Source organism: Ornatilinea apprima (assembly GCF_001306115.1).
In the GTDB taxonomy this organism is placed as follows: Bacteria; Chloroflexota; Anaerolineae; order Anaerolineales; family Anaerolineaceae; genus Ornatilinea; species Ornatilinea apprima.
In genome coordinates this window covers 1-17,061 of record NZ_LGCL01000008.1, presented here as the reverse complement: position 1 = coordinate 17,061, position 17,061 = coordinate 1, and the positions used below count along the sequence as shown (strand labels likewise).

The window sequence follows — 17,061 nt, the reverse complement described above, 5'->3', positions numbered from 1 at the left end:
TCTTCGAATACATCGAGGTTTGGTACAATCGCCAAAGGCTACATTCATCTTTGGGCTATCTCAGCCCTATCGAGTTCGAACTTCTTTCTGGACATTAACCGTGTCCACTTTTTAAGGGATATTCCAAAGCCAGGGAAGGTGACTTGGGATTGAGTGAATACCCAAACCCCGCGCAGCAGGGATATGGAAAAAAAGAATTGGGTATGAATTGTTCAACGCTGAGGCCAAGTTTCTCTCCCCCGCCCAGCGGGGGAGTTGGAGGGGGTGTCATTTTCGCCACGCGAAAGCCGACGAATTCATAATTGATAAGCAAAATTCGCTTGTTATCGGCTCTTTCCAGCAGAAATTTGATCCTGAGCAGCTGGGTGGAAACAGATCCGTCCCCGTCTGCGGAGAAGGTGAGAAAAGCCCAGTTAATCAATGTGGTGGACCCAAAACTTTGGGCACTTTTTCAGTTAATTTATGGGGAAGTCTGTTTTCGGCTGAAGCAACCAGAAAGCTGCCTCAAATTCGGCCGGTGTGATATATCTCCAAGATGAATGGATGCGTTTGCTCAAGTGCACATCCTCCAGGAAGCATCCAACATGAGTAATCACATTGAAAGTGTCCCAGAAAATTACTCAAGTCAGATATTTAATAATCCGGAAGCTGGCAACAGGTTACAATCTCGAACAGCTGTTTTGATCAAAAAAGTTCATTACCGGTTGAGGTAATTTCAGTGACATCTTTTTATTCATGGACAGGGATTCCCTTGCAGGGTCCATTTGTCCAGAGTTGTTGGGTACTCCTCGAACGGTATTTGTGGGCAAATTGTATTCCAATCATCCCAACTACTAGACGGGTCATCAGCGTATGTTGAGGCGATTGTTGTGCCATCTTCCAAAACCCATAAATAACCAGGTGCCACCCAATCTGGAGCACATCGATATCGAATCTTAAGGCAATAGGAACGTTCGATTTGGTAACCCTCACGTTCCAGTGCACCAATTCCAGGATGAATAGCGTCAGTCTCATGAACTTCCAGAATGAGGTTTTCAGGATCCGGAAAACCATTTTCCTGCACACCACCTCCTAGCGTAAAAATCGAGGGCTCGGTTAATTCCTCAAGAATCGATTGTGCTTGAGCCTCGGTTATATATTCAGCACCAATTAATATGATTCCACTGCTGATGTTGGGTGTATTACCTTCTTGAGCCATGAATCTGCCATTTGCGGATTGACGTTCCTCGCTGGCGTATGGGTCATAAGCCATCTGTCCACCGGCTATTTCGCTGCCAAGGTAGTTTTCTGTAATCCTGGATGTGCTTCCATCATATGTCATATCCTGCATGATGCTGTCAATTTCTTCTCCTAATTCTGTTTCATCCGCCGGAGTGTAAATGGGAATTTCATCCGTTAAAAGCATATCCTCATAAACTGGTTGAAGACTGCCTTCTTGCTCGCCCTCTTCAGCATAATAGGGTGGCAGAATTCCCGCATCTGCCTGACCGGTCTTTACGATTTCAGAAACATCAGAATAAGCATACTCATCCAATACGATCAGATTTTCTTCAGGCATGCGGCCGGTATCTACCAGAACTTGTCGCAGGTAATCTTCACCGCCAGAGCCTTCCGAAACCACTATCGTGTATTGGGCAAGGTCTTCTATTGAATTGACTACGATACTACTGCCTGGATAAGTGACCACCACACCGACAGAAGGCGCATAGGTGGTGTTGCGCTGCAAGCTGGCATCTGACATCAAAAAGGAATAATCCCCCAGGATTATATCAATGCTGCCATCCTGTAGAGCAGCAGACAGTGAATCATGCGGCATGGCGATGAATTCCGTGGTCACCCCCATTCTTCGGGCTGCCTCGTCCATTAAATCAATCTCGATCCCGGTGTATTCATTGTCGTCATAGTATTGATACGGTGGAAAGTCACCGGTGATGCCGACTTTAATGACACCTTCCTTTTGGATGGATTCCAGCGAATTTTTAGGTTTGCTAAACCCGATCAGCAGCAGAATCAGCCCAGCCACAACCAGACTGGCAATGGCTAACAAGGCCACATTTTTTTTGGGGCCGGTCTGTTTCAAGTTTACGCGATCCTTTTGTATATTGTGAGGATTGGATGAGAGTTGCTTATTATTCGTTGTAAGAGTTTTTTGAAGAATGAAAGCATCAAGAATGCAACTGCTTGCAATCCCTAGAAGCAGATACGGATATGCGATTCCAAATAGCGACATCATTGCGGGAAAGAACAGACCGGTTATTATCCACATCCAGCCTTTTCTCTCGTGTCTTAATGTAAAAAACCATTGAAACAGTTTAATGATTAAAAAGTATGTATAGACGAAAAATTTGAATGGATCCCATTCAGATGGAAGGATCAGAGACACAGGAATGAAAACAAGTGCTGAAAGAACTGAGCTTATAAGCCATTTGCGGTTGTCTTTCATTCGACCCTGATTAAGAAATCCTTGAAGAATAATACCGGCTGCGACGACAATAAATTTTTCAGGTAAACCTAACACCGATAATAGTTCTAAACCGGAATAAAAGGGACTCACGGAAAAATATTCTGCATACCCCCGAAATAATCCGCCGGTGAACATTAACTGGCTTAGCGCCCAAAGTAAAATGAACCACCATGGAAAAAGATCTTCTGAATGATCTTTCTGTAATTGTTTATGGGAATCTTTTTTGATTAGGGAGGAAGATGATCGGCTTTGCGCTTTATCTAAAGCAGATGAAAGGGGAGTTTCTTGTTGAGAGGGTGCGGGTGGGCTGTCAGCCGCAGTCTTCAGTAAGTTCACAAATGTATCCAGGTCAGTAAAACGTTGGCTGCGATCTGGATCGAGCGCAGTTCGTAAGATCAGCCAGACAGCAGTGCGTATGGGCAAATTCTTAAGACCAGATGCCGAAAAGTTGGAAGGGGATTTTAATATCGAGTGCAGGTTTTGCCACCCTTCTGCATTGCCGGTTAGTAGTTCATAAACCAGGCGGGCAAGGTGGTGTTGTGCGGCAAGTAAATCCGCAGGCTCATCTGGCAGTTGGCATCGCGAATCAGGTGGTATCACATAACCGCAAGCCTGGTTGGCTTCATCAAACCAGATATCTGTCAGTGTGATTGCACCATCAGCACGAAAGTAGATTCTCTCCGGAATAAGCTGGTAATGCTGCATACCCAAAGAATCAAGGGTTTCGATGGCTGAAACGAGCCCGGCAAGCAAACGGTTCACGAACGGTAATGGGAGTTTTTTATTTTTCGCGAGCACCTCTCCCAGGGATTCCGATAACCGCCGTTCCATTACGACATAGGTTTGCGTGTCATCTCCATAATCCAGTATTTTGAGTATGTTTGGATGCGCCACCCGCTGGAATTTCTCCATGGTAGTGTGAAAAGCCAGCATGAAGCGATCATTATTCCTTAATGTGTCGCTCAACAAGATGATTTGAACTTCATATTGGGAAGACTGCTCAACCGCTCGATAAAGTTCACCATACGGCAGTGAGCGGACCCGTTCAAGTATTTCGTATTGTCTGATCATAGAGGGAGTGGGCATATACAAACCATCCTATCCGTTTCTGTTTTTATGGTGTTGATAGAAACATAAAGAAGGCGAGTTTCAAACTGGTTACCCTTTGTGGATGAATCGTTCTGTACATTATCCTGATGTCAAATTCTGGTTAAAGCGATAAATAGAAAATTGTTTTGCTAATTATAGAATAAAAGCATATTAACCTATCCCTTAATTGGAACCGATGAAATTTAGATGGTACACCGACTTTCAGTAGAAGAGATTCAAGAATTTATCCACGATAGATATTTTCTCAACAAAAGGATGAAGAAAATGGGCTTGTTCATTTTTTGATATGTTATGATTAGGCTGAACCTGCTGTTTGAAGATTGGAAGGAGTGTGACGATGCAAACGTATCCTATATCAATGACCCCCGGCCCGGTAAAAGTGCCGCCGGAGATTTTAGCCGTTTGGCAAACCGATTTCGGCTCGGGCGACCTGGAGACCGAGTACCTGGAGCTGTATAACCGCACCGAGACCAATCTTCAGGCGATTTTAGGCACGAAAAACAAGGTTACCATTCACACCGGCGAAGGCATGCTGGGGCTGTGGGGCGCGTTGAAGAGCTGCCTGCTGCCCGGCGACCGTGTGCTCTCCATTTCCACCGGGGTGTTTGGCAGCGGGATTGGTGAAATGGCCAAAACGGTGGGCGCGGAGGTGCGTCTGATCGAGTTGCCCTTCAACCAGACCCTCAACGGCCTGGAGGCAGTGGACCGCGCCATCCGCGAGTTCAAGCCCAAGATGATCACCGTGGTGCACTGCGAAACGCCTTCAGGCACGCTCAACCCGATCCACGAGCTGGGCGCGCTGAAGCACAGCCTGGGTGTGCCGCTGCTGTATGTGGACGCGGTGGCCTCGGCCGGCGGCGCGCCGGTGGACGCGGATGCCTGCCACATCGATCTGTGCCTGGGCGGCTCGCAGAAGGCCCTTTCGGTGCCGCCTTCCATGACCTTCGTCTCGGTCAGCGACGCGGCCTGGGAGATCATTCAGCAGGTCAACTACGCCGGGTACGACGCGTTTCTGCCGTTTTACACCGCGCAAAAGAATTTTTACTTCCCTTACACGCCTTACTGGCATGGCACAGCCGCGCTCAACGCGGGCGCGGAGCTGCTGCTCAAAGAGGGTCTGCAAAACGCCTACGCCCGCCACGAAGCGGTGGCGCAAGCCTGCCGCGCGGGCATTGAGGAACTGGGCCTGGAACTCTTCCCCGCGCCGGGGGCGGTTTCTTCGCCGACGGTAACCGCGGTCAATGTGCCGCAGGGCATCCCCTGGCCGGAACTGGACGCGCGCTTGCGCGCTGGCGGGCTGGTGGTGGGCGGCAGTTACGGGCCGATGGCCGGCAAGGTCTTCCGCCTGGGCCACATGGGCAGCCAGGCGGATCTGAACCTGCTGGAGCAGGCCCTGGGCGTGATTCGCGGCGCGGTTAAAGACATCGTATAGTGATTATTTTTTCGAGAAAAAACTCTACCGCTGGCAGCCGGTTGACACCCTCCCTGCCAGACGGTACAATCATGCGCGACTATGGACCTTTTAGAGAATCTTAACCGCCAACAAAGCGAAGCCGTCAGCGCCGGCCCCGGGCAAACCCTGGTGCTGGCCGGACCGGGTTCGGGTAAGACGCGCGTGCTCACCCGCCGCATCGCCTATCTGATTGACCAGATGGGCGTGCGCCCTTACAACATTCTGGCGGTAACCTTTACCAACAAGGCCGCGCGCGAGATGGGCAGCCGCATCGAAGACCTGCTGGGTCCCAACCGCCTGTCGGGGGTGTGGCTGGGCACGTTTCACAGCATCTGCGCGCGCATTTTGCGCCGCGAAGCGGGCAGCGGCTTGCTGCCCTTCGACAGCAATTTTGTGATCTTTGACGCCGATGACCAGGTCAGCATTGTGCGCCAGGTGATCAAAGACCTGAACATCAACGACAAGATTCACCGCCCCACCAGCCTGCACGCTGCCATCTCGGACGCCAAGAACAACATGATCGGGGTGAAAGATTACCCGGCGCGCAATTACCGTGAAGAAGTGGTACTGCGCGTCTACGAGCAGTATGAGAAAGCCCTGCGCGCCAACAACGCCGTCGATTTTGACGACCTGCTGCTGTGGACGGTGCGCCTGCTGGCCGAAACCCCCCAGGTGCGCGAGACCTACGCGCGCAAGTTTGAGCATGTGCTGGTGGACGAGTTCCAGGATACCAATATGGCCCAGTACGAGATGCTGCGCCATCTGGCCTCGGCGCACCAGAACATTTTTGTGGTGGGCGATGAAGACCAGTCCATCTACCGCTGGCGCGGGGCGGACTACCGCAACGTGCTGCGCTTTGAGAAAGATTACCCCGGCGCGCGCAAGATTCTACTGGAGCAAAACTACCGCTCCACCCAATCGGTATTGGACGCCGCCCGCGCGGTGATTGACCGCAACCGCCACCGCACGCCCAAACGCCTCTTCACTGAGCGCGGGGCGGGCAGCAAGCTGATCTACTATGAAGCGCCCGACGAGCGCGCCGAAGCCGCTTATATCATCGACGCAATTCGCAATCAGATGAGCAGCGGGGCGGCCAAAGGGCGCGACTTCGCGGTGATGTACCGTACCAACGCCCAATCCCGTCTGATTGAAGAAGCCTTTTTGCATGCCGGCATGCCTTACCGCCTGGTGGGCGCGCAGCGCTTCTACGGGCGGCGCGAGGTGAAAGACATCATCGCTTTTCTGCGCCTGGTGCATAACCCGGCCGATGAGGTCAGTCTCTCGCGGGTGATCAACGTGCCCCCGCGCGCGATTGGCGCGAAAACCTATGAAACCTTAATCTCCCTGGCGCGCGGCGCGGACCAGAAAGCCGCCGATATTCTCGCCGACCTGGGCCGCTCCGGCAGCGCCTCGCTCTACTGGGATAAATTAGGTGGGCGCGCTTCGGCCGCGCTGGCCAACTTTGGCATGATGCTGGCTGCCTGGCGCGCGCTGCTGGTCAACGGCGGCTCGCTGCCCAGCCTGTTTGACCGCATTCTCACCGACACCAGGTACCGCGAGTATATTGAAGACGGCAGCGAAGAAGGCCGCGACCGCTGGGAAAACGTGGACGAGCTGCGCCGCCTGGCCTTTGAGTACAGCGAACACGGCCTGGATGAGTTTCTGGAAAACCTGGCGCTGGTCTCGGACCAGGATACCATCCGCGAGAGCGACGACGCGCCCACGCTGCTCACCCTGCACGCCGCTAAAGGCCTGGAGTTCAACCAGGTGTTCATCACCGGGCTGGATGAGGGTCTGCTGCCGCATTCGCGCTCGCTGGAAGACGACGAAGAAATGGCCGAAGAGCGCCGCCTGTTTTATGTGGGTATCACCCGCGCCAAAAATCAGGTCTATCTGCTGCGCTCCGAGCAGCGCAGCCTGTACGGCAGCTTTGCCTACCAGGACGCCTCGCGCTTTTTGAATGACATCCCGGAAAGTTTGCTGCAGTCGCAGTCGCCGCGCGCCTCGCGCGCCCAGCGCGCCTCTGCCTGGGACGGCGCCGACCGCTGGGATTCGCGCTCCACCTGGGGCCAGCCGGAGAAAGAGGCCAGCCGCCAGAGCTACCGCGCCAATGTGGGCAGCCGCGCCTACAGCGGTCCGCAGCCCATTCAGCGCTCCGCGCCGGTGATCGAAACGCAGTACAAGCCGATGATGCGCGTTTCGCACAACTCGTGGGGCGAGGGGATTGTGCTGGAAAGCAAAGTGGAGGATGGCGACGAGATTCTCAAAGTACATTTCGAATCGGTGGGGATGAAGCAGCTGGTCGCTTCCCTCGCCAAACTGAAAATTATCAGCTAGAAACCAGATCGGGTTTGTGCCTTGCGCCGCCCGATCTTTTTTGTCTCAAAAACGAAATTATTAAGACCTGGGGCGCGCTTTTGCGCCGGGAATGGCGTACAATGGAGCAAACCCCGGTCTGAACAACCTTGCTCATTTCCATTGGTTTTGCAATCCACGCTGTCTGCCCGCTAAATTTCCCCGCTGCCCGGCCGCACAGCGCGAAAAATAATTCACCTTGTTTCAGGAGACCCGTACCCATGCAGTTATTGAAAGATCGTATCCTCTCGGATGGCAAGTATCTCGGCAACGGCATTCTCAAAGTGGACGGCTTTATCAATCACCAGGTGGACCCGGTGTTGATGGACGCCTGCGGCAAAGAGCTGGCAGAGTGCTTCAAAGATTCGGGCGCCACCCGCGTGCTAACCGCCGAAATCTCCGGCATTGCCCCGGCGATTATGGCCGCCCGTTACCTGAACCTGCCGGTGGTCTACGCGCGCAAGACTAAACCGGTAACCATGCCCAACACGGTTTATCTGACGATCGCGCCCTCGCACACCAAGGGGCGCATGGTGGAACTGATCGTGTCGCCGGAATACCTGCCGCGCGGCGAGAAGGTGCTGATCATTGACGATTTTCTGGCCTCAGGCGAGACGATCTTGGGGCTGGTGCGCCTGGTGGAAGCGGCCGGCTGCGAGCTGGTGGGGGTGGGCACGCTGATCGAAAAGACCTTTGAGAAGGGCCGCACCATGCTGGAGCAGTTCAACGTGCCGGTAGTCTCGCTGGCGATGATCAGCGCGATGAACGAAGACGGTACAATTGCCTTTCTGGATGACTGAGGACGTATGACCGACGCGATTGCCATTCTGGATTTTGGATCACAGTACACACAGCTCATCGCCCGCCGCGTGCGCGAGCTGCAGGTCTACTGCGAGATTTTCCCCTGGGACGCGCCGCAAGACATAGTGCTGGCGCTCAACCCGAAGGGTTACATTCTCTCCGGCGGGCCCAGCTCGGTGTATGAAGACGGCGCTCCCACCCTGCCGGGCTATGTGCTTGAGTCGAGCCTGCCGGTGCTGGGTATCTGTTACGGCATGCACCTGATGGCGCACAACCTGGGCGGCCATGTGCAGGGCGCGGATCACCGCGAGTTTGGCCCGGCAACGATTGAGGTGGCCGCGGAGAACGACCTGCTGCCGGTGGGCTCTCAGCCGGTGTGGATGTCGCACGGTGACCGCCTGGAAGCCCTACCGCAGGGCTTTGAAGTGCTGGCCACCAGCCCTGCCTGCCCGGTGGCGGCGATGGGCAACCCCGCGGCGCGGCGCTATGGCGTGCAGTTCCACCCCGAAGTGCATCACACCCCCGGCGGGAAAGACCTGCTGCGGCGCTTCGCCGTGGAAATCTGCCAGGCAGCCCCCAGTTGGACGCCCGACTCGATCATCCAGCAGGCGGTGGAGCAGATCCGCGCGCGGGTGGGCGGACGGCGTGTGCTCTCGGCGGTCAGCGGCGGGGTAGACTCGTCAGTGGCCACCGCGCTGGTGCACAAGGCCATCGGTAATCAGTTGACCGGTGTGTTTGTGGATCACGGGCTGCTGCGCTTGAATGAGCGCGAGCAGGTGGAGGCGGCTTTCCGGCGCAATCTGGGCGTGAATCTGATTGTGGTGGATGCCGAAGAACAATTTTTAAGCAAGTTGAGCGGGGTAACCGACCCCGAAGAAAAACGGCGCATCATCGGCGAGACCTTCATCCGCACGTTTGAGGCCGAAGCGCGCAAGCTGGGCGAGATGGACTTTCTGGTGCAGGGCACCATCTACCCGGACGTGGTCGAATCGTCCGGCCCTGACCGCAGCAAAGCGCAGAAGATCAAGTCGCATCACAATGTGGGCGGTCTGCCGCCCGATCTGAAATTTGAGCTGATCGAGCCGCTGCGTTACCTCTTCAAAGACGAGGTGCGCGCGGTGGGTGAAGCCCTGGGCTTGCCCGCCGAACTGGTCTGGCGGCAGCCCTTCCCCGGGCCGGGCCTGGCCGTGCGCTGCCTGGGCGAGCTGACCCGCGAGCGATTGGACCGCCTGCGCCGCGCGGACGCCATCTTCACCGGCGAGCTGGAGCAGGCCGGGCTGCTGGGCAAAAAGGCCGCCGGGGTAGAGAAGGTCATCTCGCAGGCTTTTGTGGCGCTGCTGCCGGTGCGCTCGGTGGGCGTGATGGGCGACTGCCGCACTTACGAAGAGGCGGTGGCCTTGCGCGCCGTCACTACCGACGATTTTATGACCGCCGATTGGGCGCGTCTGCCCTACGATCTGCTGGGGCGGGTGGCCAACCGCATTGTCAACGAGGTGAAAGGCATCAACCGCGTGGTTTACGATGTGACCAGCAAACCCCCGGCGACAATTGAGTGGGAGTAGGAAGATTAAGGTAAAATAAGAAACAGGACAGTTTTGTCTGAAAAGGGACAGGCTGCGCCTGTTTCTTTTTTTGCTTAAACAAGGAGAATTGTATGGACTTCGGTGAAGTATTAACGAAAGCCTGGAAAACCATCTGGAAGCACAAAATCCTGTGGTTATTTGGTCTGCTGGCTGGCTGCGGCGCCAATGGCGGCGGCGGTGGGGGTGGAGGCGGAGGAAACGCCGGCAGTTCTTTTCAGAATGGAAATAACGGCAATAACTTCAACTTTGATTTGCCACGAAACGCACCGCCCTGGCTGCAAGATTTTGCCAACCAATTGGAACGCTCGTTTGAGACCGGCACTTTTTGGGCGGTGTTTGGAGGGCTGATGCTTGGTCTGATCTGCCTGGCGTTCTTCCTGGGACTGGTGATGCTGTTTCTGCGCACGGTTGGCAAAATCGGCTTGGTGCGCGGCGCGTGGCAGGCCGACGAAGGCGCGGAGAAGCTCAGCCTGGGCGGTTTGCTCAAAGAGACCTGGCCCTACTTCTGGCGCGTGCTGCTGTTCGAGGTGATCCTCTTTGTGCTTGGCGTGATGATGACCGTAATTCTGATTGTGCCTGTTATGGCGGTGACGTTGCTCACCCTGGGCTGCGGGTTGATCTGCCTGCTGCCGTTCTTGATTGTGCTGGGCTGGGCGATCAGCACTCTGACCGAGATGATCGTGGTGGCGCTGGTGGGCGAGAACCTGGACCTGGGTGCGGCGGTGCAGCGCGCCTGGACTCTGCTGAAAGAAAACCTGGGCTCGCTGGCCATCATGTCGCTGATCCTGTACATCGGGCAGGCAATCGTGGGCTTTGTGGTTGCCTTGCCGTTCTTCCTGATCGCGGTGCCGTTGATTATGGCAGCCGTGGCAGAGAGCGAGGCGGCTCTGATCACCGGCGGGATTGTGGCGCTTATCATCTTCCTGGTGTACCTGCCCATCGCCATTTTGCTGGGCGCGGTGCTGCAGTCGTATGTGGGCGCGGCCTGGACGCTGACCTTCCGCCGTCTGACCGGGCGGCAGACCGGTGATACCGGCGCGGGGCAGATTGTTCCCAAGCCAGAGCCGGAGCCGCTCAACCTGGAGCCGATCGAAGGCTTTATGCCCGGTGAAGAAGCGCAAGGCGAAGAGCCAACCGAGGCGTAACCGGTAGTGAATCAAAGAACAACCTCCCCTGGCGGGGTTCGCTGGGGGAGGTTGTGTTTTAAGGGAGCGGGGTGATGACCCCATCCCCCGGTGGTGGGGAAGGGTCGCGCCACCGGCGCGGGGATGGGGCTCGATTCAGTGCCCCCTCCCGGCCTCCCCCGGCAAGCCAGGGGAGGTGACTTGGGATTAAGACATGAAAACCCAACATCTCTTCACAATTCCCTGCGGTGGTGGGGAAGGGTCGCGCCACCGGCGCGGGGATGGGGCTCGATTCAGTGCTCTCTCCCGGCCTCCCCCGGCAAGCCAGGGGAGGTGACTTGGGATTGAGACACGAAAACCCAACATCTCTTCACCCTTCCCTGCGGCGGCGGGGAAGGGTCGCGCCACCGGCGCGGGGATGGGGCTTAATCCAGATCTCTGCCCGGCCTCGACCAAAATCTGATGATTCGCCAAACATCAGCGGGTTTCGGGCGGTGATGAAATGGTTTTGACGCAGAGCGAATCGTCCGCCCTCTACCCGCCCTACAAGAGCTTTTTTTGCGCAGCCCCGGCGATTCATGGGCGCGCAAACCGGGCTGGGGTGGGGATAATGATGAACGGCGGTTGGTTGGCGCGCTATAATCTAAATATCCAAATTGCCAAACATCAAAGCGGAGGAGTATATGCGCTTGTTAAAAATTACTTCCTGGAATGTGGCCCACCTGGAACGCCTGACAAAGCCGGATTTATCGGAGACGGCCCAGGTGCGGCGGGCGGCGGTGGTGCAGGAACTGCGCGAGCTGAACCCTGACGTGTTGTGCCTGCTGGAGGGACCCAAGGGTGAGGAGGGCATAGACCTGGTGGCGCAGGGTCTGCTGGCGGGGGACTGGCTGCCGGTGAAGGCTGCGGATGGCGAGTACGGCCAGCGCGGCGCGCAGTGGATCTGGTTTCTGGTGCGGCGCGAGCTGGCCCCCATCGCTTCGCTGCTGCCGGTGAGCACCTGGGACGCTTTTGCCGGGGAAGCCTGGCCGTGCCATTTTTGGGGCAGCTTTGAGGCGCAATTGCACCGCCATTACCGCCACCCGCAAACCCTGGTGCTGGATTGGAACGGCTTGCGCGTGGAGATGGTGGGGCTGCATTTGAAGAGCAAATATGTGAACCAGGGTGAAAGTATGTGGAAAGCGGGCGGAGAAAAGCGTGAGGAATTTATTCGCGAGGCGCTCAGCGCACGGATTAAAATGACCACGGAAGCGGCTAATGTGCGCGCCTACATTGACGCCAAGTTCCAGCAGGTGGAAAAACCGGCCATTTTTGTGATGGGCGACCTGAATGACGGCCCCGGCAAAGAGTATTTTGAGCAGCGCTACCTGTTCTTTGACCTGATCTCGAACGTGCAGGGCGATATCTTCGCCGCCAGCCGTTTTCTGAACCACGCCCTGTTCGATTTTGCCGGGCACCTGCGCTGGACGGTGCAGTTTGACGATTTTGTCGACCCGGACCGCGACCCGCACATTTTACTCGACCATATTCTCTTTACCCAGCCGCTGGTAGACAGCTCGCTGCCCTGGCATATCAGCGCGGGCGCGGGCTGGGTGGAGCATGAGATTCACGACCTGATCAACGCGCCGTTAAAAGAAGCCGCGCGCAGCAGTGACCATAAGCCGGTCTCGCTGCGCGTGGAAGTGCCTGATCTGATGGTGTGAGCGGCTAGGCCGCCTGCAGGGTTACTTCGTCGCTAACGCGGATGGCGCCGGGGGTGAGCACGCGTGCGTAGACGCGTGACCAGCCGGGGTTGGCCTCTTGCAGCATGCGTTTGAGATCCTGTCCGATGAAATTGTCGCGGATGGTGTGGCAGGGCTCGGTGTAGTTGGTGACTTCAATTTCCACCTGGCCGCCCAGCTTCAGCCGCGCGCCGGGGATCACCTGGTTCCAGTCCAGGCCGGCGATGAGCACATTCTCGCCGGTGGAGCCGGGGTAGAGCGGGTGGCCCTCTTGCTGCAGGGCGGTGAGGCGCTCCAGCGAGAAGAGGCACAGGGCACGCGCTTCGCCGCCGTGATACTTCAGGTTGCGCTGGCGGTCGCCCGCCAGCCCGGCGGCGGTAACTTCGCCGCTTTGCACGGGTAGTTTGGGCATGCCTTCATTCGAGAGCGTGATGGAGAAAATCCAGGCTGTCATTTTTTCACCTATTTAATTTCCAGATTAATGAATAATATTGTCGTCGGGTTTTTCGACGATGTAGCCCACGCGCTGCGCCGGCTGGCCGGTAAGAGCGCGCAGAATGCGGTCTACATGGACGTGCGAAGTCTCGATGAAATGCTCGAAGCGGGTCTGCGTGCCGCCGGCGGCGGTTCCGGCCACATAGACCCCTTCAACATTGGTTTTCATTGTGGAGGGTTCGTAGAGCGGCGCGCCGTTTTCGCCTTGCAGGGTGACGCCTAGCTGTTCAAAGAGGCTCATATCGGCTTCAAAGCCGGTGGCGAGCAGCACAAAATCGCAGTCCACGCGCAGGGTGTCTCCAAATTGCGGCACGCCGTCGCGGGTGCGCGCCAGAATCACATAGCCAGGGTGGATTTCCATTGGTACGCTAGCGGGGATGAAACGCATCTGGTTCTCCCGCAGCACGGTGTCGATGTCGTCGCGCAGAGAGGGTTTAATGTGCGGGCGCGGCAGTTCCTCGCGGTAATAGCTTAAGCAAACGTTGGCGCCAGCGCGCCAGCAGCGCATGGCCGATTCGATGGCCGAGTTGCGCCCGCCCACCACCAGCACGGAGCGCTGGAAATAGCGATGCGGGTCGTCCAATCCGTGGCTGACGTGCGGCAGGTCTTCGCCGGGGATGCGCAGCCAGCGCGGGTGGGCCATGCCGCCGGTGGCCAGAATGACCGTTTCGCAGTGCCAGTCGCGCCGCCCGGTAAGAGTCTGCGTGCGCAGGGTGAACCCGCCAGAGATTTTCTCAATCGATTCGACCCGTTCGTAATTGTTCACACGCACGTTGAACGCGCTGATCACGCCGCGCAGGTAGGCCAGATACTGCTCGCCGGTGGGGTTTTGCTGGTCGGGGATGTTGAGCGGCACGCCGGAGATGGCGATGCGCTCAGGGGTGCTGAAGAAATGGGTGTTGCGCGGCCAGCGCGCGATAGTGTCGCCGATTTGTTGGGCTTCAAACAAGCGATAATCCACACCGGCCAGCTGCAGGGCCACGGCGAGCTCAATGCCAATCGGTCCGCCGCCGACCACGGCAACCTGGGTTTGCAGGATGGGGGAATCTGAGTCTTGCATGCCCGCTGGGTCACTCCTCGCTGGGGAATGGTGAATCTTTTGATAGTATACCAAAGCTGGCGGGGGGAGAGAAGCCGCCGCGCGCGAAGTCCGGGCGTTTTCCGCGGACAATTCGCGCTTTAACGGGCTGCAAGCAAACTGGCTATTGACGCGCTGGGGTAAAAGAGTTATTATAACGTAGGTAATTAACTACGATAATATGGTGATGATATGACTACTATAAAAACTCTTCTCAAAAACCGTGACCTGCTAACCCTGGGGTTTTCTGAATCCATCTCCAACATTGGCAATTGGATCACCATGATGGCTGTGTTTGCCATGGTGGTCTTCCGCGGGGATGGCGGTTTGCTGCAGAGCAGCGCGATCTACCTGGCCGGTCTGCTGCCCACCCTGCTGGCCAGCCCGCTGGTCGGTTGGCTGGTAGACCGCGTGGAGCGGCGGCGGCTGATGGTGATGAGCGAAGCGGCCTCGGGGTTGGTGATTGCCGGGCTGTTTTTTACGGACGACTTTGTGTGGATCTGCGTGCTGCTGGCGCTGCAAGCCGTTTCCATCGCGGTGATGAGCCCTGCCCGCCAGGCGGTGCTGCCGCAGCTGGTGGCGCGGGAGGAACTGACGCGCGCCAACGCTTTTCTGCAGCAGTTGAACGGCATGGTCAAGATTGCCGCGCCCATGCTGGCCGGGGGGCTGCTAGCCGCGCTCGAACCGCGCCAGGCGATTCTGATCAATGTGGCTACGTTTGGCTGCTCGGCCCTGATTCTCTCGCGTCTGCCGCTGCTGCCCGCCGCGCAAGAGAAAACCAGCCGCGAGAGCGCCGCTCAACCTGCCGAAGGCGGCGGGCGGGTGCTGAAAGGCATTCCAGGGCTGCGCCTTCTGTACGGCACCATGTTTTTCAGCGTGCTCGTCTTGATTGGTTTCGATGTGATTGGGGCGGTGTATGTGCGCGACATATTGCAAGGCGGCGAGGCATTGATGGGTTTGTTGATTGGCTTGGTAGGGGCTGGCACGCTGGCGGCCGGAGCTTTTCTGATGCTGAGCAAGCGCCGCCAGCCGCGCCTGTGGCGCGATATCCTGCTGGGATTGGGACTGCTGGCTTGCATTCCACTGGCTTTCAGCCTGGCGCCGCTGCTGGGTGACGCGCGCTGGATGCGTCTGTTGGCGCAGGCGGGCTGCCTGGCAGGCGGAGTGGGCAATGGGCTGCTGGTGATCCAGTCGGCGGTGCTGCTGCAAACCCTCACCCCGGCGCGCTGGCTGGGGCGCGCGGGTGGTCTGCTGCAGAGCGTGGTGGTGGCGGGGCAGATCGCCGGAATTGTGTTGACCCCGCTGCTTGTGCCAGCGTTCCTGAAGATGGGGTCCTATTTTCTGCTTTCGGCGCTGGTATTGGCCCTGGTGGGGGTGTATAGTATGCTTAGCCTGAAAATGGGTCAGGCAGGGCAGCCAATCCTATCTTCGGAGAGACCATGAGCGATCAACACATTGATATCCCGGGCGGGTGGCTGGTCAGCCCATCCATCGCGATGGAGCTGGACGCCATGCTGGCGATGATATCCGGGCGGTTCAGCCTGGGTACGCTGCCGGCGCATTTGCTGCCATTGGTGGAACAAACCCCGGCCGAATGGCTGGCCGAGCTGCCCGCTTTGCTGGGTGATTTGAAAGGGCCGTTTGGCCTGCTGACCCACATGGCGGATTGGGTGGGCGTGCTGGAAAGCGGCGAGTATGGCGGCGCAACCCTGGCGATGCGCCAGGCCAGCGCGGAAGAAGTTTTCTCGCGGCTGGGAGGCGAAGCGGGTGAAAGTCTGGCTGATCTACAGGTCAGGCGCGTGCTGCAGGCCGAATTGGCCGCGGGGTTGGAACCCGAATCGGTGGAAGCACGGCGGATTGTCTATCACCAGGAAGCAGCTCAAGCGGCACGCTTGCTGGCGGGCGGCGACTTGGCCGCGCCTTTCTGGCACTGGCTGGACCGGTTTTACTACCAGGTGTACCAGCCCTGGCGGGAAACGCGCCTGGCGTTTATGCAGGAACAGGAGAGGAACGCCCTGGCGGTGTTGGGCGAGCGCGAAAGCGCGGCGCACACCCCGCGATTGGATTGGCTGCCGGCTCAAAATCCGCTGGTGAACCGCCCTGCGTTGAACGAATCGGCGCGTTTGGGACGCTTGCGCGTGATTTTCTGGGTGGAGCCGTTTGGAATCGCTGACCTGTGGGCGATTCTACCGGGCAGGCTGCTGGCTGCGATTGCCGAACCGGGCGTGTTCTTGCAGAATTTTTACACCTTTGCAGAAGATGTGGCCGCGCGCGCGCAAGCCCTGGCCGACCCGACGCGCCTGGTGATTCTACGCATGATCCGCCATTTTGGCATGACCAACACAGAAATTGCCAGCTACCTGGGAATTTCTCGCCCCACCGTCAGCGTGCATGCCAAGATCTTACGCGGGGCAGGGTTGATCGAGACCAGTGAGGTGGGCCGCGCTGTGCAGCATACCATCAAACCCGCCGCCTTGCGCCAGTTATTTACGGATTTGCAGCGGTTTTTGGATTTGCCGGAAGGGTAAGAGACCCCATCCCCGCGGCTGAGCCGTGACCCTTCCCCGCGTCGCAGGGACGGGTGAAGAGAATGGAAGTCACCCGAAGGGTGGTGGGAGTTCTGGATTAAACCCTATCCCCGCGGCTGCGCCGCGACATTTCCCCGCGTCGCAGGGAAGGGTGAAGAGAATGGAAGTCACCCGAAGGGTGGTGGGAGTTCTGGATTAAACCCCATCCGCGCGGCTGAGCCGTGGAATATCCCTTAAAAAGTGGACACGGTTAATGTCCAGAAAGAAGTTCGAACTCGATAGGGCTGAGATAGCCCAAAGATGAATGTAGCCTTTGGCGATTGTACCAAACCTCGATGTATTCGAAGAT

Annotated in this window: 13 protein-coding genes; 9 read left to right on the top strand and 4 right to left on the bottom strand. The window is 57.3% G+C overall.

Going from position 1 to position 17,061, the window contains the following annotated elements; genetic code table 11:
- Nucleotides 1–98: IS3 family transposase (locus ADN00_RS02135; RefSeq protein WP_152966225.1), on the top strand; the 98-nt coding region annotated here is incomplete at its 5' end.
- 635 nt (nt 99–733) lie between these two features.
- Here ADN00_RS02135 and ADN00_RS02125 read toward each other — a convergent pair.
- Nucleotides 734–3,550, bottom strand: coding sequence for a transporter substrate-binding domain-containing protein (locus tag ADN00_RS02125; RefSeq protein ID WP_075061308.1), 2,817 nt, complete (start codon nt 3,548–3,550; stop codon nt 734–736).
- Nucleotides 3,551–3,911: 361 nt separating this feature from the next.
- Here ADN00_RS02125 and ADN00_RS02120 point away from each other — a divergent pair, with 361 nt between their 5' ends.
- The 6 genes from ADN00_RS02120 to ADN00_RS02095 all read left to right on the top strand — a co-directional run bounded on the left by ADN00_RS02120 (nt 3,912) and on the right by ADN00_RS02095 (nt 12,593).
- Nucleotides 3,912–5,006 carry a pyridoxal-phosphate-dependent aminotransferase family protein gene (locus ADN00_RS02120; protein WP_075061307.1) on the top strand — a complete coding sequence of 365 codons (1,095 nt, stop codon included), beginning with the start codon at nt 3,912–3,914 and terminating at the stop codon, nt 5,004–5,006.
- A gap of 81 nt (nt 5,007–5,087) precedes the next feature.
- Nucleotides 5,088–7,364, top strand: a complete 2,277-nt coding sequence (locus ADN00_RS02115; RefSeq protein WP_075061306.1) for an ATP-dependent helicase — start codon at nt 5,088–5,090, stop codon at nt 7,362–7,364.
- A 239-nt stretch (nt 7,365–7,603) separates the two neighbouring features.
- The gene (xpt, locus tag ADN00_RS19645; protein ID WP_152966224.1) at nt 7,604–8,182 is read left to right on the top strand and encodes a xanthine phosphoribosyltransferase; all 579 of its coding nucleotides are present in this window, start codon (nt 7,604–7,606) and stop codon (nt 8,180–8,182) included.
- A 6-nt stretch (nt 8,183–8,188) separates the two neighbouring features.
- The gene (gene guaA / locus ADN00_RS02105) at nt 8,189–9,745 is read left to right on the top strand and encodes a glutamine-hydrolyzing GMP synthase (RefSeq protein ID WP_152966223.1); all 1,557 of its coding nucleotides are present in this window, start codon (nt 8,189–8,191) and stop codon (nt 9,743–9,745) included.
- Between the two features lie 92 nt (nt 9,746–9,837).
- A complete protein-coding gene (locus tag ADN00_RS02100) occupies nt 9,838–10,911 on the top strand; it encodes a hypothetical protein (protein ID WP_075061304.1) in 1,074 nt (357 codons plus the stop codon).
- 662 nt (nt 10,912–11,573) lie between these two features.
- Entirely contained in the window at nt 11,574–12,593 is a 1,020-nt protein-coding gene (locus ADN00_RS02095) for an endonuclease/exonuclease/phosphatase family protein (RefSeq protein WP_075061303.1), read from the top strand.
- Nucleotides 12,594–12,597: 4 nt separating this feature from the next.
- Here ADN00_RS02095 and ADN00_RS02090 read toward each other — a convergent pair whose 3' ends face one another.
- Together ADN00_RS02090 and ADN00_RS02085 are read right to left on the bottom strand one after the other, a co-directional pair.
- Nucleotides 12,598–13,065 (bottom strand): MOSC domain-containing protein, encoded by a 468-nt coding sequence (locus ADN00_RS02090; RefSeq protein WP_075061302.1) that lies wholly within the window; start codon nt 13,063–13,065, stop codon nt 12,598–12,600.
- A 24-nt stretch (nt 13,066–13,089) separates the two neighbouring features.
- The gene (locus ADN00_RS02085; RefSeq protein WP_075061301.1) at nt 13,090–14,166 is read right to left on the bottom strand and encodes an NAD(P)-binding domain-containing protein; all 1,077 of its coding nucleotides are present in this window, start codon (nt 14,164–14,166) and stop codon (nt 13,090–13,092) included.
- Nucleotides 14,167–14,376: 210 nt separating this feature from the next.
- Here ADN00_RS02085 and ADN00_RS02080 point away from each other — a divergent pair, with 210 nt between their 5' ends.
- Together ADN00_RS02080 and ADN00_RS19470 are read left to right on the top strand one after the other, a co-directional pair.
- Nucleotides 14,377–15,627, top strand: a complete 1,251-nt coding sequence (locus ADN00_RS02080) for an MFS transporter (protein WP_075061300.1) — start codon at nt 14,377–14,379, stop codon at nt 15,625–15,627.
- Nucleotides 15,624–16,712 carry an ArsR/SmtB family transcription factor gene (locus ADN00_RS19470; protein ID WP_082389807.1) on the top strand — a complete coding sequence of 363 codons (1,089 nt, stop codon included), beginning with the start codon at nt 15,624–15,626 and terminating at the stop codon, nt 16,710–16,712. The genes ADN00_RS02080 and ADN00_RS19470 overlap by 4 nt, the downstream gene beginning before the upstream one ends.
- Before the next feature lie 250 nt (nt 16,713–16,962).
- Here ADN00_RS19470 and ADN00_RS02070 read toward each other — a convergent pair.
- A partial coding sequence (locus ADN00_RS02070) for an IS3 family transposase (RefSeq protein WP_152966222.1) occupies nt 16,963–17,061 on the bottom strand: 99 nt, incomplete at its 5' end.